Origin of the sequence: uncultured Haliea sp. (genome assembly GCF_963973825.1) — a bacterium.
Lineage (GTDB): Bacteria > Pseudomonadota > Gammaproteobacteria > Pseudomonadales > Halieaceae > Haliea.
On sequence record NZ_CAXBAE010000006.1, the window covers coordinates 183,846 to 206,844 of the forward strand.

At 62.2% G+C, this 22,999-nt stretch carries 20 protein-coding genes; 6 read left to right on the forward strand and 14 right to left on the reverse strand.

Annotated elements, in window-relative coordinates; all coding sequences use genetic code 11:
- Positions 1–2 precede the first annotated feature (2 nt).
- From AACZ17_RS09550 to AACZ17_RS09565, 4 genes are all read left to right on the forward strand, one after another.
- Positions 3–1,061, forward strand: a complete 1,059-nt coding sequence (locus AACZ17_RS09550) for a DUF2955 domain-containing protein (RefSeq protein ID WP_290737953.1) — start codon at positions 3–5, stop codon at positions 1,059–1,061.
- A complete protein-coding gene (locus tag AACZ17_RS09555) occupies positions 1,061–1,504 on the forward strand; it encodes an ion channel (RefSeq protein ID WP_290737956.1) in 444 nt (147 codons plus the stop codon). Before AACZ17_RS09550 ends, AACZ17_RS09555 begins: the two co-directional genes overlap by 1 nt.
- Positions 1,505–1,670: 166 nt before the next feature.
- Positions 1,671–3,149 (forward strand): arylsulfatase, encoded by a 1,479-nt coding sequence (locus AACZ17_RS09560; RefSeq protein ID WP_290738023.1) that lies wholly within the window; start codon positions 1,671–1,673, stop codon positions 3,147–3,149.
- An 18-nt stretch (positions 3,150–3,167) separates the two neighbouring features.
- A complete protein-coding gene (locus AACZ17_RS09565) occupies positions 3,168–3,827 on the forward strand; it encodes an EthD domain-containing protein (RefSeq protein WP_290737959.1) in 660 nt (219 codons plus the stop codon).
- A gap of 16 nt (positions 3,828–3,843) precedes the next feature.
- Here the strand turns inward: AACZ17_RS09565 and AACZ17_RS09570 are convergent, their stop codons facing one another.
- Both AACZ17_RS09570 and AACZ17_RS09575 read right to left on the reverse strand, forming a co-directional pair.
- The gene (locus AACZ17_RS09570) at positions 3,844–4,836 is read right to left on the reverse strand and encodes an HD domain-containing phosphohydrolase (protein WP_290737962.1); all 993 of its coding nucleotides are present in this window, start codon (positions 4,834–4,836) and stop codon (positions 3,844–3,846) included.
- Between the two features lie 13 nt (positions 4,837–4,849).
- Positions 4,850–7,423, reverse strand: a complete 2,574-nt coding sequence (locus AACZ17_RS09575) for a hybrid sensor histidine kinase/response regulator (protein ID WP_290737964.1) — start codon at positions 7,421–7,423, stop codon at positions 4,850–4,852.
- A gap of 459 nt (positions 7,424–7,882) precedes the next feature.
- On the opposite strand from AACZ17_RS09575, the gene AACZ17_RS09580 reads away from it, so the two are divergent.
- Together AACZ17_RS09580 and AACZ17_RS09585 are read left to right on the forward strand one after the other, a co-directional pair.
- A complete protein-coding gene (locus AACZ17_RS09580; protein WP_290737967.1) occupies positions 7,883–10,189 on the forward strand; it encodes an arylsulfatase in 2,307 nt (768 codons plus the stop codon).
- Positions 10,190–10,347: 158 nt separating this feature from the next.
- The gene (locus AACZ17_RS09585) at positions 10,348–11,559 is read left to right on the forward strand and encodes an EAL domain-containing protein (RefSeq protein WP_290737970.1); all 1,212 of its coding nucleotides are present in this window, start codon (positions 10,348–10,350) and stop codon (positions 11,557–11,559) included.
- Between the two features lie 2 nt (positions 11,560–11,561).
- On the opposite strand, the gene AACZ17_RS09590 is transcribed toward AACZ17_RS09585, so the two are convergent.
- The 12 genes from AACZ17_RS09590 to AACZ17_RS09645 form a co-directional block, all read right to left on the reverse strand.
- Positions 11,562–11,897 carry a YegP family protein gene (locus AACZ17_RS09590; protein ID WP_290737973.1) on the reverse strand — a complete coding sequence of 112 codons (336 nt, stop codon included), beginning with the start codon at positions 11,895–11,897 and terminating at the stop codon, positions 11,562–11,564.
- An 81-nt stretch (positions 11,898–11,978) separates the two neighbouring features.
- On the reverse strand, positions 11,979–12,842 hold the full coding sequence (locus AACZ17_RS09595; RefSeq protein ID WP_290737975.1) for an oxidoreductase: 864 nt from the start codon (positions 12,840–12,842) through the stop codon (positions 11,979–11,981).
- Positions 12,843–12,844: 2 nt separating this feature from the next.
- Positions 12,845–14,089 carry a hypothetical protein gene (locus AACZ17_RS09600; protein ID WP_290737977.1) on the reverse strand — a complete coding sequence of 415 codons (1,245 nt, stop codon included), beginning with the start codon at positions 14,087–14,089 and terminating at the stop codon, positions 12,845–12,847.
- A gap of 192 nt (positions 14,090–14,281) precedes the next feature.
- Positions 14,282–14,983 carry an anti-sigma factor gene (locus AACZ17_RS09605; RefSeq protein WP_290737980.1) on the reverse strand — a complete coding sequence of 234 codons (702 nt, stop codon included), beginning with the start codon at positions 14,981–14,983 and terminating at the stop codon, positions 14,282–14,284.
- Positions 14,980–15,507: a sigma-70 family RNA polymerase sigma factor gene (locus AACZ17_RS09610; RefSeq protein WP_290737983.1), complete on the reverse strand. Its 528-nt coding sequence runs from the start codon at positions 15,505–15,507 to the stop codon at positions 14,980–14,982. Before AACZ17_RS09610 ends, AACZ17_RS09605 begins: the two co-directional genes overlap by 4 nt.
- 3 nt (positions 15,508–15,510) lie before the next feature.
- The gene (locus tag AACZ17_RS09615) at positions 15,511–16,416 is read right to left on the reverse strand and encodes a hypothetical protein (protein ID WP_290737985.1); all 906 of its coding nucleotides are present in this window, start codon (positions 16,414–16,416) and stop codon (positions 15,511–15,513) included.
- Between the two features lie 55 nt (positions 16,417–16,471).
- Complete coding sequence (locus AACZ17_RS09620) at positions 16,472–16,729, reverse strand: hypothetical protein (protein WP_290737988.1); 258 nt, start codon at positions 16,727–16,729, stop codon at positions 16,472–16,474.
- 21 nt (positions 16,730–16,750) lie between these two features.
- The gene (locus AACZ17_RS09625) at positions 16,751–18,469 is read right to left on the reverse strand and encodes a DUF4331 domain-containing protein (RefSeq protein WP_339638210.1); all 1,719 of its coding nucleotides are present in this window, start codon (positions 18,467–18,469) and stop codon (positions 16,751–16,753) included.
- Between the two features lie 142 nt (positions 18,470–18,611).
- On the reverse strand, positions 18,612–19,631 hold the full coding sequence (locus AACZ17_RS09630; RefSeq protein ID WP_290737993.1) for a hypothetical protein: 1,020 nt from the start codon (positions 19,629–19,631) through the stop codon (positions 18,612–18,614).
- A 166-nt stretch (positions 19,632–19,797) separates the two neighbouring features.
- Positions 19,798–20,316: a fasciclin domain-containing protein gene (locus AACZ17_RS09635; RefSeq protein ID WP_290737996.1), complete on the reverse strand. Its 519-nt coding sequence runs from the start codon at positions 20,314–20,316 to the stop codon at positions 19,798–19,800.
- A 131-nt stretch (positions 20,317–20,447) separates the two neighbouring features.
- Positions 20,448–22,016, reverse strand: coding sequence for an acetolactate synthase large subunit (locus AACZ17_RS09640; RefSeq protein WP_290738000.1), 1,569 nt, complete (start codon positions 22,014–22,016; stop codon positions 20,448–20,450).
- 139 nt (positions 22,017–22,155) lie between these two features.
- Positions 22,156–22,896 carry a Crp/Fnr family transcriptional regulator gene (locus AACZ17_RS09645; RefSeq protein ID WP_290738003.1) on the reverse strand — a complete coding sequence of 247 codons (741 nt, stop codon included), beginning with the start codon at positions 22,894–22,896 and terminating at the stop codon, positions 22,156–22,158.
- Positions 22,897–22,999 lie beyond the last annotated feature (103 nt).

A 22,999-nucleotide genomic window follows, 5' to 3' on the forward strand; every position in this document is an offset into this window, starting at 1 on the left:
CGATGCGCCGCGCTCACACCCTGCCAATTGCCGCACGCCGGACCTTCAGACTGGCGACGAGCGTTGGTCTGTCGCTGGCCCTGGGCTACGGTTCGGGACTGACCATCGCCTACATTGCACCCCTGTTTGCGGTCATGCTCGGCATCCTGCCCGGGCCACCCCCGGGGCCGCGCAAATTACTGGCGCTGCTGCTGTTCGTAATGGCCTCTCTGGGCATCGGCGTGGTACTCGGCCCCATGCTGCAATACGCCGCAGTGTCTGCCCTGCTGGCCATTCTACTCGGGCTGTTTTTCAGCAATCGCCTGGCACTGGCGCATGGCCAGCAGGCTCCCGCGACGCTCGTCGCCATGGGACTGACCGTCATTCCGGCCACCAGCGTGCTCAGCCAGGCACTGGCTAGTGCCGTTATCGCCGCACTGGTTTTGGGTATCGCCAGCGCCGTTTTCACCCACTGGATTGCCTATCTGCTGTTTCCGGAAGACCCGGGCGATGCCCCGACCCCGGAAAAACCACCGGCACTTGCGGAGGCCAACTGGCTTTCGCTGCGCGCCACCCTGATCGTACTGCCGGCGTTCATACTCACCCTGATAAACCCCACCCTGTATGTCCCCCTCGCGGTCAAGAGTATTCTCCTCGGACGCGAGTCCACGACAGTTTCCCTGCGCTACGCCAGTCGCGAGCTGCTGGGCTCGACCGCCCTGGGTGGTGCCTGCGCCGTCCTCATCTGGTTCTGCCTGCAAATGGCCGTCAACCTGTGGTTTTTTGTCGGCTGGGTGACCCTGGTCAGCCTGCTGCTGGGGGCTCCCATCTACGGCGTCTGGCGAACCCGTTGGCCACCGACCTTCTGGGTCAACTCGCTGACCACCATGATCATCCTCCTCGGCGCATCGGTCGCCGACAGCGAGCAAGGCAAGGATGTGTTTCAGGCTTTCGCCGTGCGCATGACACTGTTCTTTGCCGTGACCCTCTATGCCGTGTTCGCCATGTCGTTGCTGGAACGGCTGCGGACGGCGCTCGCCGCGCGCCGCGCACTGCGGCCAAAACCCGAAGGAGTGTTCTAGTGCTGCAGAATCTGTTGCTGGGCCTGTCTATGATGAGTATCTGCCTGCTGCTGCAGGGCATACTGGTCGTCGCTGCCCTGCGCTACTACGCCCGTCAACGGCAGGCGATGCCCTCACGGTTTCTGGCCTCCATGCGGGTGACGGGCGCGCTGATGCTGATTCTCATCGCCGGCAACACGCTGCAGTTTACTGCCTGGGCGCTGTTGTTCTACTGGCTGGGAGAATTTGCCACCCTCAATGAGGCCATCTATCACTCGGCGGTCAATTTCGCCACGCTGGGCTATGGCGATGTTGTGATGTCGGCGGAGCATCGCCTGCTGGGCCCGCTGGAAGCCATCAACGGCGCACTCATGATCGGTGTGTCCACGGCAGCGTTGTCCCGCGCCTTCAGTGTGGCCCTGCAGGAACTGGTCACCACGCACCCGGGGCCGCCGCCGCATTGACACCCGGGGGATCTGCCCATAACCTCAAGCGGACAGCCGCTGCCTTTCTCTGCGTCAGCCCAGCGCCGCTATTTATCCGTCACGCAGCAGGAGAACAATAATGAATCCGCGTCGCCAGCGCCCGTACCGCTATCTGCTTTTGCTCTGCTCCACCCTGACCCTTGCCATGGGTGCGGCAGCGGCGGAGCGACCCAATATTCTGGTAATCATGGGCGATGACATCGGCATCACCAACATCAGCAAATACAGCCACGGCATGATGGGTTACCAAACACCCAACATCGACCGTATTGCCAACGAGGGCATGATGTTTACCGACTATTACGGTGAACAGAGCTGCACCGCCGGCCGCTCCGCATTTATCACCGGCCAACACCCGCTACGCACCGGGCTGACCAAGGTTGGCGTACCCGGCGCCGCAATCGGCATCCAGCCCGAGGATCCGACCCTGGCCGAATTGCTGAAGCCCCTGGGGTACACCTCGGGACAGTTCGGCAAGAACCATCTGGGCGACCGAGACGAGTTCCTGCCCACCAACCACGGCTTCGATGAGTTCTTCGGCAACCTCTACCACCTGAACGCCGAAGAGGCGCCGGAAGATCCGGCCTGGCCTACCGACCCCAATATCACCCGTCTGGTGACGCCGCGAGGGGTTATCCGCTCCAGTGCCGACGGCAAGATTGAGGACCTCGGCCCCCTCAACCGCAAGCGCATGGAGACCGTGGACGAGGAATTCCTCGCCGCGTCCCTCGATTTCATGGATCGCGCCCACGCCAAAGAGCAGCCCTTCTTCGTCTGGTTCAACTCCACGCGCATGCACTACTACACACACCTGAAGAGCGAAAGCAGTGGCCTGTCAGGCCAGGGCTTTTACAACGACGGCATGGTGGAACACGACAACCACGTAGGCACCCTGCTGGCCAAGCTGGACGAACTGGGCATAGCCGACAATACCATCGTCATTTACACCACCGACAACGGGGTGCACTACAACCAGTGGCCGGACGCCGGCATCACGCCTTTCCGCGGCGAGAAAAACACCAACTGGGAAGGCGGTTTCCGCGTGCCGGCCATCGTGCGCTGGCCCGGCAAGGTACCGTCCAACACCATCTCCAACGACATCATGTCGCACCTCGACTGGGTGCCCACCCTGATGGCCGCCGCCGGCGACAGCGAGATCAAGGGCAAACTTCTGAAGGGCCACAAAGTGGGCGGCAAGAACTTCCGGGTGCACCTGGATGGCTACAACTTCCTGCCCTACCTGACCGGCAGCGAGGAGCAGGGCCCGCGCAAGCTGTTTTTCTACGCCAGTGACGACGGCGACATGCTCGCCGTACGGGATGGCGACTGGAAACTGGTCTTCGCCGAGCAGCGCGCGCACTCCTTCGATGTCTGGCGGGACCCCTTTGTCACCCTGCGCGTTCCCAAGGTGTTCAACCTGCGGCAGGACCCCTTTGAGCGCGCCGATACCGATTCCAACATGTATGACCGGTGGTGGGACAAGAAGATCGCAGCGCGCGGCATTCCCGGCGCCATCCTGGTTCGGCAGTTCCTTGCAACGTTTGAGGAATTCCCGCCTCGGCAGCGCCCGGCATCCTTCACCATAGACCAGGAAATGGAGAAATTCCGGGAGAGGGGGCGCTAAGGCGCCCTGATACAACCCATGAAATCAGTTTGCCTGTTGAGTCGCCTGCCGGGCACCACCCCGGAGGCCTTCCGAGACTACTACGAGCACAACCACTCGCGGCTGGGTAGTCGCTACTTCCCCTTCGTGAAGTATGTGCGCAACCACATCATCTCGGCGTCACCTGCCGTGGATTTTGATGTCATCACGGAGTTTTTCTTCGCCCCGGACCTGGATGTGGCCGGGGTGCACAGTGGCCGTGTGCGGGAGATACTCGACGCCGATGAGCGCCGCTTCATGGACCAGCGGCTGATCCGGCCGGCGGGCGCCGAGGAAACACTGGTGGCAGGCCCACCGCGTGGCGTGGAGGCTCCGGGGCGCAGGCGCCTGATGCTGCTCCTGAACCCCATCGCCGGTGCCGGTGGCGACTTCACCGCCGGCGTAGCAGCCTGGGGGCAACAGCTCGCGACAGATGGCAGCGTGCTGCGGGTGACCCTGGACCAGACCATGAGCCAGCTACCGGGCGGTGACAACGCCTTTCCCTATCAGGCACTGCTGAGCCTGTGGCTGGACAGCGACGAGTTTCCGACACCGGGCACCCCACCGGCAGGCATCGAAATGGCGAGCACCCTCCTCACGGAGGTGTGCGAGAGCCCGCCGGAGCTTCTGCGCGAGCTCTATCAGCCGGATGCCGGATAGCGCCGCACTGCCGCGCTCAGTGCGGCGGCTGGGTATCATGCCAATTGGCTTTGATCTCCAGAATCTTGGGCAAAATGCTCTCAAACACGTCCAGAAGCCTGGGTTCGAAATGTGCGCCCCGCTCGGACGTCATCGCCGCCAGGGCGCAGTCAACCGTCCAGGCGTCCTTATAGGGGCGCTTCATGGTCAGTGCATCGAACACGTCTGCCAGCGCGACAATCCGCGCACTTTCCGGAATCAGTTCCCCCTGCAGACCACAGGGATACCCCAGTCCGTTCCAACGCTCATGGTGGCATAGGGCAATTTCTGCCGCCAAAGCCATCACGGCCGACTGCCCCTTACTGAGAATGTCGTGCCCGATCTGGCAATGGCGCTGCATGACCTTCCACTCTGCCGCGTCCAGCTTGCCCGGCTTGCGCAGAATTGCATCGGGAATGCCAATCTTGCCCATGTCGTGCATGGGCGCAGCCAGACGCAATTGATCGCAGCGCTCTGCTGGCCAGCCGACCGCTTCGGCCAGCGCTGCAGCATACTCAGCCATACGCCAGATATGGACTCCTGTCTCCATGTCCTTGAACTCCCCCGCCGCAGCCAGCATGGAGATCGACTCCCGGTAACTCTCCTCGAGTTTGGCCGCAGACACGAGAGACAGGTGGGTGCGCACCCGGGCACGGACAATCGCCGGTGAAATGGGTTTCGTGATGTAGTCCACAGCGCCCGCCGCAAAACCCGCCTCCTCATCAAGATCATCCGACAGGACTGTGACAAAAATTACCGGGATGGATGCGGACTCGGGCGATGCCTTCAGGCGACGGCAGACTGCGTAGCCGTCCATATCCGGCATTTGAATGTCCAGCAATACCATGCAGGGCGCGTGCTTTGCCACAGCTTCCAGGGCACCCGCACCATCGCGCGCAAATACCAGTGGATAGTCGTTCCCCAGCACCTGACGCATGGCCGCCAGGTTGCGGGGATCGTCGTCAACAATCAACAGTGGCGGGTCACTCACAGGCAGGTCTCCCTCACTTGCGCGGTTCATCAGAATACGTTTCCAGCAACAGCGTTACCGACCGCTCTGCCTGCCGGAAGTCGAAATTTTCAACGGCCACCCGGACCGGGGTAAGCGCCAGCTCCGGGACATGCCCCCCAAGTTCGTCAAGCAGAGGCTCGACGGCTGCCGGGTCGTCCAGCGACAGTGCCTGCAAAAGCTCGCGCAGCAGCGAACACAGGCCGTGATATGACCGCTCGGTGGCGGCGTTTTCCGTGGCGCTAGTTACCCTCGAGACATGACCCACATGGGACGCAATGGCCGCTTCGGTTTCGGACATGGCCGCCCGCAACCGGTTTACCAGGGGCGCGCAATCGTCGCCACTGACCATGCATTCCTCAAGTTCACGCGCGCAACGCGCCACCTTGACCACGCCCAGATTGGACGCTGCGCCACGAAGGCGGTGCAGAAGCGCCTTTGCGGCCTCCGCATCAAGAGCCGCCAGCGTGCCGGCAACGCCGGAGAAATCCCGCGCAAACTTGTGTAGATAACGCGAGTATACGGCCTCATCACGCCAGATCCTGAGCCCTGCCTGAACGTCAAGTACGTTGCTCTGTGCGGCCGGCTGCGGCGCGCCCTCCGTCACGTCCGCTGCTTCTGCGACAGACGCATCGCGCGGCCGGTATTGCGCCAGCCTCGCGATCGCCGCATCGACATCCAGCGGCTTGGCAATATAGTCCGTCATACCACAGGCCTTCGCCTGATCCTGTTGCGACTGGAATGCGCCTGCGGTCAACGCTATCACCGGCAGCCCGGCGAGCTGTGAGTCGGCATGCGCGCGTATCACACGGGTGGCTGCGTAGCCGTCCATGACCGGCATCTGCACGTCCATCAACACCAGGTCCACCTCGGCATGGTGCGCCTCAAGCCAGGTGACCGCCTGCTGACCGTTGTTCGCAAGATGCACCAGAGCACCCTCGCCCTCAAAGATACGTCGCGCCACCTCGCGATTGGTCTCACTGTCATCAACCACCAGAACACGCAGGCCCGCAAGCCTTGCAAGGGACACGCCCACCCTGTCATGGGGGGTACCCTCGTGAGAAAAGGCTGCGGACACCACGGCTTCATACAGCGCCGAGGGCGATACCGGCTTGCGCAGCACTCCATTGACAAACGGCAGTCGGGCCGTGCCATCCATCTGCTCCATGGAGTGCGGTGTGGCGAGCAGGATGATGGTGTTGGTGTTGTCATCCGAATCCACTTGCGACCTGATCGCCTGCGCTGTCGCCAGGCCGTCCATCGCCGGCATGTTCGAATCCACAATCACGACCCGGAAGTGCGTACCTTCGGCTGAGCGCAGGGCAAGTATCTGCAGCGCCTCCTCGCCTGACGCCGCCGGCACTGGCCGCCAGCCCAGATTTCGGGCTGTGGCACAGAGTGCTTCCAGCGACACCATGTTGTCGTCCACTATGAGCATCTCCAGCGCGCGCAAGTCACTGAAAAACGCTGCAATGTCGTCCCTGCGCTCGAACTCGACGGTGAAGGATGCCTCCGTACCTGCGCCCACGTCACTTCGCAGGCGAATCTGGCCACCCATTCGACCGACCAGATACTGGCTGATGGCCAGTCCCAGCCCGGTGCCACCAAACCGCCGCGCGGAAGAACTGTCCAGCTGTGTAAACGGCTGGAAGAGCTGCTTCTGCTGCTCTTGCGGAATCCCTATTCCGGTGTCTCGCACCGTGAACTCCAGACGAACCCGCTTGCCCTGGGATGACAGGACCCTGACCGAAAGATCCACGTGGCCTTCATCGGTGAATTTGATGGCATTGCTGACCAGGTTCATCAGCACCTGCTCCAGACGCAGACCATCGCCCAGCAACCAGTCGATGCTCTCTTCCGGCGCCGCGACTGCCAGATCGATATCCTTTTCCAGTGCCAGGCTCGCCATGGCGCTGGAAATGCTCTCCAGCAGTTTGCTGAGCTGGAACGGTTCAGATGCCAGCTCGAAGCTACCGTGTTCAAACTTGGAAAAATCCAGTATGTCGTTAATGATGCCCAACAACAGCTTCCCGGAAAGCGACAGTTTTCGCACAAGATTGCGCGCGTCCCGGGGCAGCATCTGCTTTTCCAGCAAGTAGGCAATACCCAGCACCGCATTCATCGGCGTGCGAATCTCGTGGCTCATATTGGCGAGGAAGCGTCCCTTGACCTCTGCCGCCTCCTCGGCGATTCGCACCTGCTCAACGAGTTGCGCATTCAGACGTGCCTCATTGCGCTGCGTACGTGCCAATCGATAGCTCTGGGCAAAGCTGATCAGCAACAACACGGCGTAGAGCGAGGCGATGTAGCGATGCTCGCGCCAGACCGACGCCAGCACTGCGGGCTGCGGCCGGTTTATCAGCAGATACCAGCGCGCCGTGCTCACTGGTGCATCGGAACGGGAATCCGGCGACTGCTCCGACACGCCCATCGGAAAGCTATCGAAGGGGGCAATCTGCAGCCAGCTCCAGTAGCGCCCCCCCTCTTGCAGGCTGCCTTGCGGCGCCTGCATCAGCCGGTACCAGACGGCGGGCGACTGGTCTGCCAGGGTGGCGCCGTGCCCGAGCATGAAGCTGCATGAAGAACCGCCCCAGGCTGGCGTAATTGATCAGCTGGCTCTGCAGCGCCAGATTGATTGTCTGCAGGGCTGTCTGGTCGCGTGCAACCATCAGTTGCGAAGCGCGCTCACGTTCAGATACCAACCAGGCAAAACACAACAGGGTAATGACTGCCACTGCCGGGAGAAAACTACCCAGCCACAGACTCCATAGTCCGCGGCCGCCCTGTCGCCCAACGCCACCTGTCGTCACCTGTTCCACGCCACGCATACCCACCACCGAGCAGAGCAACAGCCTGCACGAAACGATACCGCCGAACAAACACGGAGTGTAGTTGAAAAAGACGTACTCGCGTGCTAAATGCTGCTGACGGTGTGGCTTTCAGGGGTATACAAGGAAATCCACAATTGCGACAGTGCGGGCAGGCTGTAGACCAACAACGCCACACAACCATTGGGGGATACCACGTGATGCGCTTTTCATTAATGTCCGGACGACCGCAGAAGACCGCGCCATCGCTGCCCTGTGTGTCCTGGCTGCTGACAGCGGCCTTGCTGCTTGCCGGCCCTGCCGCCGCAATCACCCTGCCAACGCCCCCCAAGAACGCCCCGAACATTGTCATCGTGCTGCTGGATGATGTGGGCTTCGGTGCCACCAGCACCTTCGGGGGCCCGGTGGAGACGCCTGCACTCGATGCGCTGGCCCAGGTTGGCCTGCGCTTCAACCGCTTTCACACCACGGCCATCTGCTCCCCCACGCGGGCCGCGCTGCTCACCGGCCGCGACGCCCACGCCGCGAACGTCGGCGCGGTGCTGAACTCCGCCAGCACCATCCCGGGCTATCAGGGTGTGCTGCGTCCAGAAACCGCCACCATCGCGGAGATCCTGCGTGAGCAGGGGTACAGCACTGGCGCGTTTGGCAAATGGCACCTGACGCCGAACTGGGAGTCCTCCCCGCTGGGGCCCTTCGACCGCTGGCCGACGGGTGTCGGCTTCGATACGTTCTACGGTTTCCTCGGCGGCGAGACAGACCAGTACGAACCCACCCTCTACCGCGGCACAGCCGCTGTCCGGCGCCCGGCCGGGGAAAGCTACCATGTGACAGAGGACATCGTGGACGAGGCGATCGGCTGGGTCGACCTCGTGCAGTCCATCTCACCCGGCAAACCGTTTTTCGTCTATCTGGCGCCCGGCGCAGCCCATGCGCCACTGCAGGTACCCGCTCCCTGGATTCGCCGCTACGAAGGCCGTTTTGCCGATGGATGGGACCGCATGCGCGAGACCATTCTTGACCGGCAGAAGGCGCTTGGCGTGGTGCCCGCGGACACCGCGCTGACCCCGGCCCCGGAGGCACTGCCTGCCTGGGACAGCCTGAGCGCACAACAAAAGCAGGTTGCCGAACGACTGATGGAGACCTACGCCGGCTTTCTGGAACACACGGATGCCCAGATCGGCCGGCTCACCAGCGCGCTGCGGCAGCGGGGGCAGTTCGACAACACGCTGTTTGTGTACATCGCCGGGGATAATGGCAGCAGCGCCGAGGGCGGGCTGGGCGGCAGCATCAATTACATGGGCGCGCTGCAGGGCCTGCCCGAAAGCCTGGAACAGCAGTTGGCTGCCCTGGAGCGCATCGGTGATGAAACAACCTACCCGCAGTATCCCGCGGGGTGGGCCTGGGCGTTGACCTCCCCCTTTCAATGGGTGAAGCAGGTGGCGTCGCACCTGGGCGGCACCCGCGTCGGCGCCGTAGTCAGCTGGCCGCGGGTAATCCGTGATGGGGCCGGCGGGTTGCGCTCGCAGTTCACCCATGTGAACGACGTGGTACCCACCATACTCGATGCACTGAACATCGGCGTCCCGGAAACAGTACGAGGCGTCCCCCAGCGGCCTATGGACGGCAGCAGCTTCCTGGCCAGCCTCACACGGGCCGATGCGGCAGAGCACCACAGCACCCAGCTGTTCGAGGTGAACGGCAACCGGGCCATTTACCACGAGGGCTGGATGGCTTCGGCCTTTCACCAGCGCCTGCCCTGGACCGTGGGCGTGCGCACCGCGCCAAGCCCCATGGAAGACGACCGCTGGGAGTTGTACAACCTCAATGAAGACTTCAGCCAGGCAAACAACCTCGCCAGCGCCGAGCCTGGCAAGCTGGCCGAGTTGCAGGCCCTGTTCCAGCAGGAGGCGCAGCGCCTGGGCATACTGCCACTGCGCAGCGCCATGGACACCATGAACAGTCACCCGCTGCCAAACCTGCGCGGCGATCGCAGCGAGTTCAGCTACGGGCCCGACGCCGTGGGCATACCTGAAGCACAGGGTCCACCGCTGTTCAATCGCTCCTGGACACTGGACGCCACCCTGACAGGGCCCGCGCCCCGGGGCGTTATCGCGACCATGGGGGGCACCGTCGCGGGATGGAGCCTGTATCTCGACAATCACTCGCGCCCGGTTTTCCGCTATCGCAGCTTTGAGGTGGGCGAGATCATCCTGCAGGGTGACAACGCTGTGGACGGTGACGTGCAGCTGTCAGTGAACTTCGCCTACGACGGTGGGGGCTACGCCCGCGGGGGAGAATTCAGCCTGCTGGTGGATGGACAGCCCGTCGACCAGGGCCGCATTGCCGCAACGCCACCGAGCTACTTCTCCATCGATGAGACCTTCGATGTGGGCGTGGATACCGGCTCGCCCGCCGGGACTTACCCCGCCGACAGCCCCATCGGCTACCCGCTGGCGGGCGCCAGCCTGCGCCGCGTCGACATCGTCACGGGGCCCGCGCCCTGAGGGTCTCAGCGGCGTTGCGCACCGGGGACCGACGCACCGGCGCCGCGCGCCCCGGAGCGTGATCTGTGTCGCAGTCCCGGCACGCCAACGGCGCAGACGGCCCCGTTAAGCTATACTTCGCCGCACCTTACGCCAACGGAAACACAGGGAGGAGTTTCTTGAAGAATCATTTCTTCCTCGCGCGACAGCCGATTCTGGACCGGAACCTGAAACTCTACGCCTATGAGTTGCTGTTCCGTTCATCGGCTGAGAACAGCGCGCCCGAAGAACTCGACGGCGACGCCGCCACCGCGCAGGTACTCACCAATGCGATGGAAATCGGCATTGATCGCCTGTCACGCGGGCACATCACCTTCATCAACCTGCCGCGCCAGTTCCTGCTGGACCCCGACCTGCTGCCTATCGACCCGGTGCGGGTGATGCTGGAGATTCTCGAAGATGTCGTGCCTGACGATGATGTTATGGCGGGGGTCCAGTCCTTGCGTGAAACCGGCTTCAAGATCGCCCTCGATGACGTCGTCGAGTCGGAAGCCTATGACCGCCTGATGCCGCACATCGACACCGTGAAGATCGATATTCGCGCCATGCCGGAGGCGAACTGGGAAACGCAGATCAATCGCATCAAGCAATATGGCTGCAAGGTCCTGGCGGAAAAGGTGGAAACCGAAGAGGAGTTCCAGACCCTGAAGGCGCTGGGGGTGGATTACTTCCAGGGTTATTTCTTTGCGCGCCCGCGCATCGTCAGCGGCAAGCGACTGCCCACCAACAAGATTGCGCTGCTGCGCCTGCTGTCGCGTATCAGCGACCCGGACACCGACCTCGAAGAATTGCAGACCCTGATCAGCCAGGACGTCGGCCTCAGCGTCAGGGCCCTGGCCTACGTGAACTCCGCCGCCAACGCGTTGAACCGCAAGATCGAATCCATCAAGGAGGCGATCGTATACCTGGGGCGCGGCACCATCCGCAATTGGGTCGTGCTCTACATCATGAGCGGGGTTGACGGCAAAGCCGACGAGATTGTCACCATGGGCCTGGTGCGCGGACGGCTCTGCGAACTGCTGGCGCAGCACTGTGGCCTGCCCAACGCCGACAGCTACTTCACCGTCGGCCTGTTTTCCGTGTTGGACGCACTGCTCGATGTTCCGCTGGAAGAGGCGCTGAAATACCTGCCCCTGCCCGAGGAACTGCAGGAAGCGCTGGTACAGCGACTCGGCGATCGGGGAGAAGCCCTGAGCTGTGCCCTCAGCCTGGAGGCCGGTGAAGCGGGCGCTGTGGATTTTCGCAACCTGAACGCACTGGAACTGGCTGACATTTACATGTCAGCCGTGCAATGGGCCGATACTGCCGCCCGCCAGGCCGGGCTGGAGTAGCCTCAGGCGGTGTTATCGACCACGCCGGCCTCGGCGCCGTTCTTCTTCACCGAGGCGATACCGTTCTCCATCGCAGCCTTGCTCTTGTACATCTGGCTCTTGCCAATCACCTGGCTGTTGCCGGATTTCAGCACAAAGTAGGTTTCGCCGCTGGTCGCCACCTTGCGCTCATAGCGGCCATCCTCAGGCGAATTCTTGCGTACCGAGGCAATCCCTTTTTCCGCCGCGGCGCGGCTGTCGTAGAGCTGGCTGGTGAGGACAATCTGCCCATTCCCGCTCTTCAGGTTGAACATGAACTTTCCACTGGGGCTTTTCTTCAGGTCATATTTACCGGCCATGGGGCACTGCTCTCCTGTGAATGGGACGCAACCAGCTTAATACAGCTTTGCGGTGCCGCCAACTGCCGGACACCTTAGAAACTATGTGCCCTGACCCTCATCCGCCGGAAAATCCGCCGCCTGCGTCAGCGCCTGCCAGCGCTCCAGGTTGGCGTGCTGCGCGCCAAGCTTGTCGCGGTACGCCGCCAGAACACCGGCGCCCAGCAGCAGCTGCACCGGCGGATCCTCCATGGCATACAGGTCGACCATGATCCCGGCAGCGCGCACGGGATCGCCCGGTTGCTTGCCATCCATCTGCGCGATCATATCGAGGCGGCTGTGCACATGCTCTTCGTAGGCAGGCAGCCGCACGCCGCTGCGCTGCATGGAACGGCCGGACCAGTCGGTGCGAAATGCGCCCGGCTGCACCGAGGTCACCCGGATCCCCAGCGGCGCCACTTCCTTCGCCAGCGCCTCCATCAAACCCTCGAGAGCGTGCTTCGAGGCGCTGTAAAAGCCTGTGCCCGGGTTGGCCATGATACCTGCCTGGGACGAGTTGTTGATGATATGGCCGCTGCCCTGCTCGCGCAGATGGGGAAGCACGGCCTGCGTGAGTGCGAGCGCACCAAAGAAATTGGCTTCAAACATGGCGCGAACCGCCGCATCCTCTCCCTCTTCCACCGCTGCCACGTAACCATAACCGGCGTTATTGACCAGCACATCGATACGGCCAAAGGTGCTGACGGTGTCGGCAACCGCGGCGGCGATGGAACCCTGGTCGGTTACATCCAGTGCCAGCGCCACCGCGCGTTCCGGCCAGGCCTCTACCAGATCGGCAACCGCTTCGGGACGCCGCGCCGTCACTGCCACCCGTGCGCCACGCTCCAGGGCCGTCCGCGCTATCTCGCGCCCGAAGCCGGTGGAACACCCGGAAATCAACCACACTGAATCCTGCACTACGGGCATGCTCATTCCTCCAGTCGCCACGCGTAACTCGCGGCCCGCTCGCGCAGCTGCTCCGCGCGCTGCGCCGCGGTCATGCGCTGATTCTCGCAGACATGCTGCTGCACGTCGGCCAGGGGCACCAGCCGCTGCTGTACAGACAGATCGGCACCCGGCTCCCCACCGGCGAACTCGGCCCAGCGCAGGGTCAGGATACCCTCGTCGAGGTCTGAGGGATCGAGCCAGTTGTGTACGCCCGGGTCGGTAAGGCTCAGGACATAGGTCAGGGTGCCGTCCGGATTGGCCAGAGACTGATGTCGATTCAGGCAGCCATTGCGGTCGGTGATGCGATTGGTCGTGCCCCAGATGTTGGTGATGGGTGCGATAAAGTAGTCCGCGCCACCCAGGTTGATATCCAGCACCATGGCAGTATCCGCGTCCGGCAGCCGAAAGTAGCCCATGATATAAATCTGGTTGCGCAACGCGCCGTCACTGTCGCGATCAATCGTGAACTCAAAACCATTGGCGGGCTTGTCCATCGCCTGACGATTCCAGCGTGTGGTCTCTGTGGCCCAGCGGCGCATGTAGGTCTTGATGCGCTCGAGGTTTTCCGCTTCGCTGAACGGCGCCCGCGCGGGCGGCGAACCGAGCCGCTCGATAGACAGTTCATTGACGCGATCTTCTCCCCAGCGGGCGATCACGTCGCGTATGTAGAATTCATGGCTCTCTGGCGGCGCCTGTACGTGGTTGGCGCGCCCAGCCGCCGGACTCCCGTCCACCGTGATCTCGAAATATCCCTCCGCATCCACCTTCAGCTGTTTGCCATCCAGCAGTCCTACCGTTTTCATGGTGGGGTCCCACAGTGTGAAGTAGTTTTCCACCAGACGCGGCTCGGAAACCCGGCCTCGAATCACGTAGCGCTCCGCACCGCTGATGGGAATCACCCGGTACACCGAGTCAGGATTGTCGATGCCCCAGCGGCTGCCGGGGATACGCTTTCCCGCTACCGTGTGCGGCAGGCGGCTGATGGTGATGACCTTGGGATACAGTGGGTCCTGGTTCAGCGCCCAGACCGTGGCGCCGAACATGACTTCCTCAAACGCCCATGCAAATGCGCGACGCATGGCATCACTGGGTGCAGCGTGCTCCAACCAGAATGTCCGCACCGCCTCACGTGCGCTGACAATCTCCGGGTGGTTGAAATACTCCAGCGCCAGCAATTCGTGGGCGCGCTGTTCGTCGGTACTGATAGGGTTGTTGGGGCGTGGCATACAGAGATCCCTTCACTCGCCCGGCTACAAACCGGGTCTCGTTAACAGTGTCTGTTGCGACCCTCGGTGAGCGGCCGGCAACGGGACTCAATGTAGCACTCCGCTCTGCCTGTCAGCGCATGTGTATGCCCACTGGCGGTATGCTTTATCGACCCGAATTGCACACTTTTGGTGCACCACGGGTTCCAAGGGCTACAGAGAGACTACCCGGGCCGTGTGCACCACTGGGCCGGTCGGCGCGCCGGTCGGCGAACCCCCGGCAGGCTCGATACTTACCGCGATACCCTTGGACTGCCTGAGCAGCGCTCGCAGTCCCGCGGGCAGCGAGCGGGTCACTGACTCACCACCCACCGGCAGCAGCCCCATTGAAATTGGAGGTCCGGACTCGGGCAGCATCCACAATTCGAAGACTTTATCGACATCGGCCGCTACGGCGTTTACCGCACGTGCTGTGATTGCCCCTGTCTCCAGGTTTGCACTGAGTAACCAGAGGGGCTCGCTGCCATCCCCGATCACACTGACGTGATCGGGCGCAGAATCAGGAGGCGGCGGGGACGTGGTGAACGGGGAAGACACCACCAGGAGAACAACCAGCGCCGTGCTGGCTGCCAGGCTCCAGGCACGCCAGAGTCCTATTGAGCGCCACCAGGCAGGGTGCAGATCCGCAGGCTCAATGCGGCGCGCAACGGCCGACCACACAGCCGAGGGTGGTGACACGGGAGCCAGCGTGAGGCCGAGTTCACCCAGGGAGGACTCCCAACGCCACACAGCGCTACGCACATCCGGCCGCTTGTGCAGCAGGCGCTCAAAACGGCGTCGTGCGCCACCGCGGAGAGTCCCCAAAACATATTCGCCCGCGAGGAGGTCGACCAGCCTTGCGCTCTCGTAGTTCACTGTTGCAAACACTCTCTCAGCCGCTGCATGCCGCGCCGAATCCGGCTCTTTACCGTACCCACAGGGGTCGCTTCCCTGGCCGCCAGTTCTTCATGGGTGAAGCCGTTAACAAATGCGGCGACTATACTCCGGCGCTGCAAGTCTGCCAGTTTGCCGAGGCATTCCTGAAGAAGGTCCGAAAACCCTTCCTGAGTGGGCTCAGTCAGCGACTGCTGCTGGACAGCTTCCATTTCCAGGGCATCCCGTCGCTTCGAGGCCCGGAGCAAGTCCAGCGCACGATAGCGAGCGATGGCGATGATCCAGGAGAGTACCAGACCGCGGTCGGCGTGGTAGTCGCGCGACTGCCCCCACACCTTGACGTAAGCGTCCTGCATCACATCCTGGGCCAGGGCTGAGTCACGAAGCATGCTGAGCAGCACGGCGTAGACGCGCGGTGCCGTCGCCTCGTAGAGCCTCTGAAAGGCGTCTCTGTCCCCCAGCGCGCTCCGCGCCAGCATGACTTCCAACTCAGCCTGATGTGTCATCCGCTACTGCATGCCCTCTGCCCTGGCGAGAAGCGCCATATCCTCGGCCTCGCGCTGCAGTCTCGCATTTCTGCGCGCAACATCATAGGCCAGCTCCGGATCAGGCAGGACATCCAGATAAAACATCGCGATCTCGCGAGCGTGCCGGTAATCGCCTGCGTCCAACCATTCTTTGAAGCGCAGATCCATAGTGCGCACAGTGAGATCAACGGGAAATCCAAGGCCGCGCTTTGCGAGCACCTGTCGCACCGCAATCGCCGGGACGGCGTGTGCCGCGGGATCAACCGCGAGTGCGTCTGTGTAGCGCTGCTGCTGCAACAACAAATCCATCAGTGCGGCACGCCGTTGTACTGAGGGAACTGCCGCGATCGCGTAGCGGAGGTCCCGCTCTGCCGCAGCCATCTCGCCCAGACTCCACGCCAGTTCAGCTCTCACCGAAAAGTGCCACGCCATAAGGTTGACGTCATCGGTGTTTGCGGTCAGGTCCTGCAGCCTCTCGTAGGCGCGTCTGCGCTCTTCCAGCGAAACAGCCTGACGCGCAAAGCAGGTGACCGAGGCCATGGGCGAAATACTCAGTGCCACTCGCGAACACGCCCTTCGATACCGATCAATATCCCCCACAACCTGGGCGACGGCAGCCTCCAACAACCATGCCTGGCCATTGCCGGGTTGCTCGGCCAGCAAGCGTCCCAGGAGAACGCTGGCCTGCTTAAAATCGTGTTCCGCCTGCGCCAGCCAGGCGAGGTACAGCAGTTTTTCTGCGGCACTTGCACCCGTGCTGTCTGCCAGTGCCTGCCTGGCCACGGCCAGCAAATGATCGTCACCAGACACCGAGTAGCGTTGCAGCAGATCCCGTGGCGTAGCCGCACCGGTCGTCGAGTCTGCTTCCGCGCCAGTGTGTCGATGCACACTGTGCGCATCAGCCTCCGGCTGGACGAGAACGAGCAGGAGGAGCGCGACAAGGCTAACGCAACAGGTCGGCGAAATCGTCATCCTCAGCATCAGAAACAAACTCCAGATCGTTGATGTCACGCGGCGACGCGTCTGCAGGATCGGCAAACACATCGCGCACAAAGGCGGAAAAACTCTGCAGGCGCGGCGGCTCGGGCGCCACGGGCGGCTGTCCGCCCGGCGGTGGAGCCGGGACTACCACCCGGTCACCGCCGTCTGAGCAAGCAACCAGGAACAGGGAAACGAGCAGAATCGCACATGAATGTCTCATAAACACAACTCCTTCTGCCTGTCAGGACGTCGGTGTTGGCAGCGGCGCGTCAGCGGGACTACCGGGATACGGTTCCAGCAGATACGGAAAGCGGTTGTCGAGTTCCGACGCAGACAGTGGCGCACCGTCGGTCAGGGCGACATTGCCGATCGCCGCGTCCTCTGGCAGGCAGAAACCGAGGTTTACACCTGATCCCCCGGGGCCCAACGGCAAGTCGTGGCACAGCGCGCCCATCACCACGCGCAACGCGATATCCACCACATCGTCGCCAGGCCGCCTGCCATTGGGAAACCCCGCAAGATCACCCGCAGCAAGCCCCAGAGGCTGCTGCTGTGAACGCGGGGTGGGTTCAACCATGGTGTTGAGTCGCAACATTTCCGCTGGCACAGCATTGGAAAACTGGTTCACGTCGGCAAATCCGGTGAGAAAGGCCGCGACAAGGTCCGTGCGCGGAAGGTTCACCGGCGCCAGGGTTGTCAGCGATGTGCCGAGCGTTGCGTTGACGGCATCGCGAAACAACGTATCAAGAATCGCGGGAAGCACCGGATTCGTGACAAAGTCTGCAAACTGTCCATCGTCTGCAGGTCGGCTTCCGTTAAACCTGTCCTTCTGGTCGTAACCGATGACCAGTTCATTCACGAGCGGGGCGGAGAGCCTTGAGACCTGGGTCCATGCTCCGCCACCAACCTCGGGTTTTTCAAGCGTCGCTTGTGGATTCAGGATCGTTGCCTGCGGCAGGCTCGCCGTCGTCCATGCACCGATGATGCCCTCGTCTCCCGCAAGACACTCGCGGTGCACCTCCAGTGCGATGGAGGTGACGTTGTGGCGTGACAGGACATTCCGCGCCGGGTCCTGGGTTATGCCACCCGGAAATCCCCCGCCATCACCAGCTCCCGGGGCACTGTCGCCCTCCACGGGCACAAAATTGACGAGATCAAAAATCTCCCCCAGCGCCAGTTTGAACGCCTCATACCTCTGTCCAACGAAAACCCGTCCCTGTTGATTGCAGCCCGGGATATCAATCATATGCACAAAGCTGCGAGCATACGTTTCGTAACTGCCGGGACCGCCAAACGTCTTGGTCCCCGCGTAGTCGAATGGCTTGCCAAATTCTGCGCTGCCGTTGCGCGCATCAGTGACTGACTCGCCGCTGCTGCGGCGCGCGCCTTCCACAATATCGACGCTATACGTGTCGAAGTGGCTTAAACCGGGCGCGCTGTCAGCGGATACCGGCCCGATATTGCGCAGTACAGACGTGACCGATTTATCGCCAATGGTCAGGGGGACTACGCCACCAGCGGGCACGTTGCTGCTGAAGCGAAACTGGAAAGTCTTGTCTTCGACCGCATCCCCGTCATTGTCGACGTGAATTTCGTAGAGTGCGTTGCTGTCCAGTGGAAAGTAGTTTGGTCCACCGTACGCCGCTTGCAGCGGGATATAGTTGGCGATCATCGTAACGTAACCCGATCGGGCGGGCTCGTAACTCATGAAGAGATAGAAATCCGTGGCGTCGACCTGCGGATATTTCGTGATGAATGGGGCCTCGCGGTGGCTGGACGCCCCCGCGTGGAGCGATAACGTCATCGCGACCGAAGCCGCCAGTACCAGTTTTTGCATGTGCATCTCCTGCCAATTCCGGGATTTCACTGGCGTTACGTCCCCCGGAAGAGCAAAAGATGCATAGCGTGCGTAAAAAATTTTCAACCGCTCAGAAATCGGCGTTCGTGGCGGGGTGCGCACACGGAGCCCTGCCAACCGATGCAGCCCTCGGGAATCGGCCGGCAACAGGCTTCAACGCAGCACTACTTCTCCCGAAAGGAGTGGCCGTAGAAACGGGGAAATGCTTGATCGGCTCAAATCGGGTGAGTCTGGTGCAATCGGATCACTGTGGGACCCCATTGATCGCGCCGCGCAAAAACTCCTGATACGAATCCTCGGATTCCGAGCGCAACAATATTCCAGTGCCCAATGCATACCACTGTGTTTCCGAGGAGCGAGCGGGAACGCCAGTACCGCCAGTTTCCACCGACTCCTCGAGTACCCGGCAGGCCGTGTAAGTGCCAGCCGGCACGGTGATGGTCTCCGTGCCCAGGTAAGTGGTCTTCAGTTCGACGGTTTGGCTTGAAGAGCTACCACGGCTGTCCTGCAGCGTCGAAGAATAATTCTGCTGAAAGCTCTGCCCTGCCGCCAAATCCCAACGGTTGAGTTTGAACGGCGCCAGTGTCAACGTTGCCGACGTAAGCGGAGGCTGAGCGGTTTCGACCTCGCTGCCATAATATTGCAACCGTTGGGCTCCCAGGTTGATCGAAAACCAGGTCAAATTGGTGGCCAACAGCTCCCCCTCGCTGCGCTGTTCCAGCCGCATGCGGATAGCAGGGTTACCCTGGAAAAGCCCCGTGCCGTCAATCACCTGATCGAACTCGGCAACAAAATAGCCACCACCGGGCCCTGGCCTGCGGTACTCAGACACGAACCGCGTACCTTGCCGGAAAAGATCCGGACTGAAACAGGCACTTAACGGCTGCGTGCCATAGTCATTGCCAGAGGCGGCCTCGAACACCGGGTTGAGGAAGAAGACCTCGTCGCTGGCGAGGAAGGCCATCAGCGCATCATTGCCTGCAAACCCCGAGGTGAACAGGCGACAGGGGGCAGTTGTACCACCGCAGAGACCCCGGTGTTGCTTGCGCCATCCTTCGAAGCGGTAGCCGTCCGCAGGCCGGGCGACAAAGGTTTCATCAAACAGGAGATCTACCACGTTAACGACACAGGTTTCGCCGCCGGGACAGCTGAGTGACCCGGAGCGGGTGGTGACAGAACCCCCTTCAGGCACCGAGATTGAAATCTTGCACGCACCCAATACGGCAGTACAAAGTAAAACGAGGAGATATCGGAGTGTGAGCATTCTTCTCCCTCCAGCCGTGTTGCAGCTCCACATGATACGACGCGATGCGCTTAACTACAAAATCAGGGCAGAACGCCCTGCGCAAGGAACGTGGATTCGCCGAGCGACCAGTAAACAGGGAGGGGTGCTACCGATAGTCCCGATAGACCATCGGTAGCAGCAGATGCTAGCTGTTGGGCAGGATCACCGCATCGATGACGTGAATCACGCCATTGGAGGCGCTGATATCCGTCGCTGTGACGTTTGCGGCATCCACTTTCACGCCGGCATCGGATGCCGATACGGCAATGGTGTCGCCCTGCAGGCTGGTCGCTTCCGTCAAGGTGACCACATCAGCCGCCATCACTTTGCCGGATACCACGTGGTAGGTCAGGATAGCCGTCAGCTGATCCTTGTTCTCGGGCTTGAGCAAATCATCCAGCGTGCCGGCCGGCAACGCCGCGAAGGCAGCGTTGGTCGGTGCAAATACGGTGAACGGACCTTCGCCAGACAGGGCTTCAACGAGGCCAGCCGCCTGCAACGCGGCGACCAGCGTGGAGAAATCCGGATTGCCGACCGCGATCTCTACAATCGTCGGCTTGGCCATTGACCCGTGGTGCTCATGATCACCTGCCGTCGCGGCAAAAGACGTGAGAAGCAGACCGCTGATCGCGGCCAGGGACAGATACTTCGTAATGAATCGCATGATGGAACCTCGCAAGTTACCAGATATGTTGGATCGACGACCCAACGGCACAGGAACTTACGAGGTGCCCTGCAGCCCAGACCTGCACTGTAGACCTTTTGCCCATGCGCCAGACGGCCCCGGGCAAGACCTTACCAGTTCAGATCCAGCGGCGGGATACGGGCGTCTATCAGACGCGGGCCCCTGCCCGCCATCGCTGACGCCAGCTGCTCATTGAACGCCTCCGCAGTTGTTGCCACCGTGGCCAGCACACCCATACCGGCCGCCATCGCCTGAAAGTCCATGCCGGGGTTGCCAATGGCCAGCGAGCTGGCCGCCTTCGGCCCCGGCTTGCCCCCGCGGGCACCGGTGCGTGCAAACTCGACCTCAAGTACGCTGTACTTGCCGTTGTTGAGCAGCACCACGGTGATATCCAGCTGCTCGCGCGCCATGGTCCACAGCGCCTGAATTGTGTACATGGCACTGCCGTCACCCTCCAGACAGAGCACCTTGCGCTCCGGCGCGGCGATCGCCGCACCCACGGCCGCCGGGAGCCCCCACCCGATAGCGCCACCGGTCAGGTTCAGCCAGTCGTGGGCCCGGGCATGCGCCGTCGCGGGAAAACAGGCCAGCCCGGAGGTGATGCCCTCATCAACCACGATGGCGTTCTCGGGCAGGTAACAGGCCAACGCCTGGGCGACGGTGCCCGCATTGAGCTCGCCCGTGGGCGCCTCGGGCAACTGCAGCTCACGCAGCGCTGGCGCCTGACTGGCGGCGCCCACACGCGTGACAAGAGCCTGCAATGCGCCCTCAATGTCGTCGTTCGGGCCTGCCAGACTGAGGATGTCGCAGCCCTCCGGCGACAGCACGCTGGCCACATTCGGGTAGGCGAAAAAAGACACCGGCGCTTTGGCGCCCAACAGGAGCAACTGTTCCGTACCCTCCAGTTCCGCGATCGCCAGCTCCGCCAGATAGGGCAGACGTTCAATCGCCGCGGTTCCGGCACCGCGGCGCACCCGGGCCGGGAAGGTCTCGGTCAGCACGCGGGCACCCGTGGCCTGGGCCAATCTGCTGGCCAGCTCTCCCTGTGCCTGGCTGACGCAACGGCCGCCGAGCATGATAGCGGTGGCCTTGCCGTTCCCCAACATGCTGGCGGCCTTGTCCAGCCGGTCCTCGGGTACGGGAGTTGCGGCATCAGGGACCTGCGCATCAGCTGCACCGGAGGGGTTGTCACCCCAGGACACATCGGCCGGCAGCACCAGCGTGGCTACCTGACCCCGGCCGGCCTGGCGAATAGCCTCAGCGCCATCCCGGGCGATGTCTGCTGCGGCGCCTGTCGCATGCACCCAGTGCGACACCGGGCCTGCGATGCCTGCGATATCGGACGTCAGCGGCGCATCGTATTGCAGGTGGTAGGTGGCGTGATCGCCCACGATATTCACCATGGGCAGGTTGCCTTTTTTCGCGTTGTGGACATTGGCCAGCGCATTCCCCAGCCCCGGCCCGAGGTGCAGCAACGTGGACGCAGGCTTGCCTGCTATCGCGGCGTAACCCGCCGCTGCCCCGCTGGCGACGCCCTCGAACAGGCACAGCACGCAGCGCATGCCATCCACTTCATCCAGGGCAGCCACAAAGTGCATTTCGGAGGTGCCCGGGTTGGTGAAACAGACATCCACACCACCGTTGACCAGGGTTTGAATCAGACTTTCTGCACCGTTCATGGCGATTCCTTATTGTTCGTGTCGCCGTCGCTGGCGACGTATCCGCGGGAGGAGTTGCCCTGCAGCAGCTCCGACTGTGGCGACAATACGTTATATCCCATCGCAAGACTGTCAGCCAGGCGATAATCTGGATGTGGATTCAGTCGTTTTCCAGCGCCAGTTGTTCCAGTGCGTCAAGGTCACGAATCAGCAACGAGCCATAGGTCAGGTCGATCATCCCATCCTCCTGCCACTGACGCAGCACCTTGTTGACCGACTGGCGGGAACCTACCACCAGCGCCCCGATATCCTCCTGGGTGAGACGGATATCAAAATGAATCCCGCCATCCTCGTGCTTGCGACCCACAGTCCGCGCCAGCCCGTAGAGACGGCGTGCGACACGTCGACACAGGACGCCGAGACTGACCTGTTCATAAATGAGGTAGAAACGCCGCGCCCTCGCCGTTTGCAGTCGCGCAACCGCCCAGGGTATCTCCTCGTGCGTACGCCAGAGCTGCTGGAACAGACTGCGCGACAGGACCCGGAGGACCACCTCCCCAACCGCCTGGGTGCTGTGCGGTCGAACATCATCGTCAATCAGGCTGGACTCACCGAAGCAGGTCCCCGGCGGGAACAGGTCATAAAGCAGCTCTTTACCGGCATCAGTGACGTTGTAGATACGCACAACACCCTGTTCAACGCGGTACAACTCATCGCCAGCGTCGCCACAGCGGTAGATCGTCTCACCGCTGTGATAGTGCCGACGAGGCATGCCCGCAAGAACCTGTTCCTGCACCTCTCCGGGAAGCTCGCCAATCCAGTCCTGCTGCCACAAATACATGCCCTGACCCATGAAGCCATCGCCGAAGGCACAGTAAAGCAGAAAAGACAGAGACCGCACCAGCCGCAATCACAGCCGGCGATATTCGCAGGAGTCGCCAAAAATCAGGCAAAAAAAAGGTTCATCGCGCATTTCCGGGGAAGGCGGCTTTGATCTTCAGGAA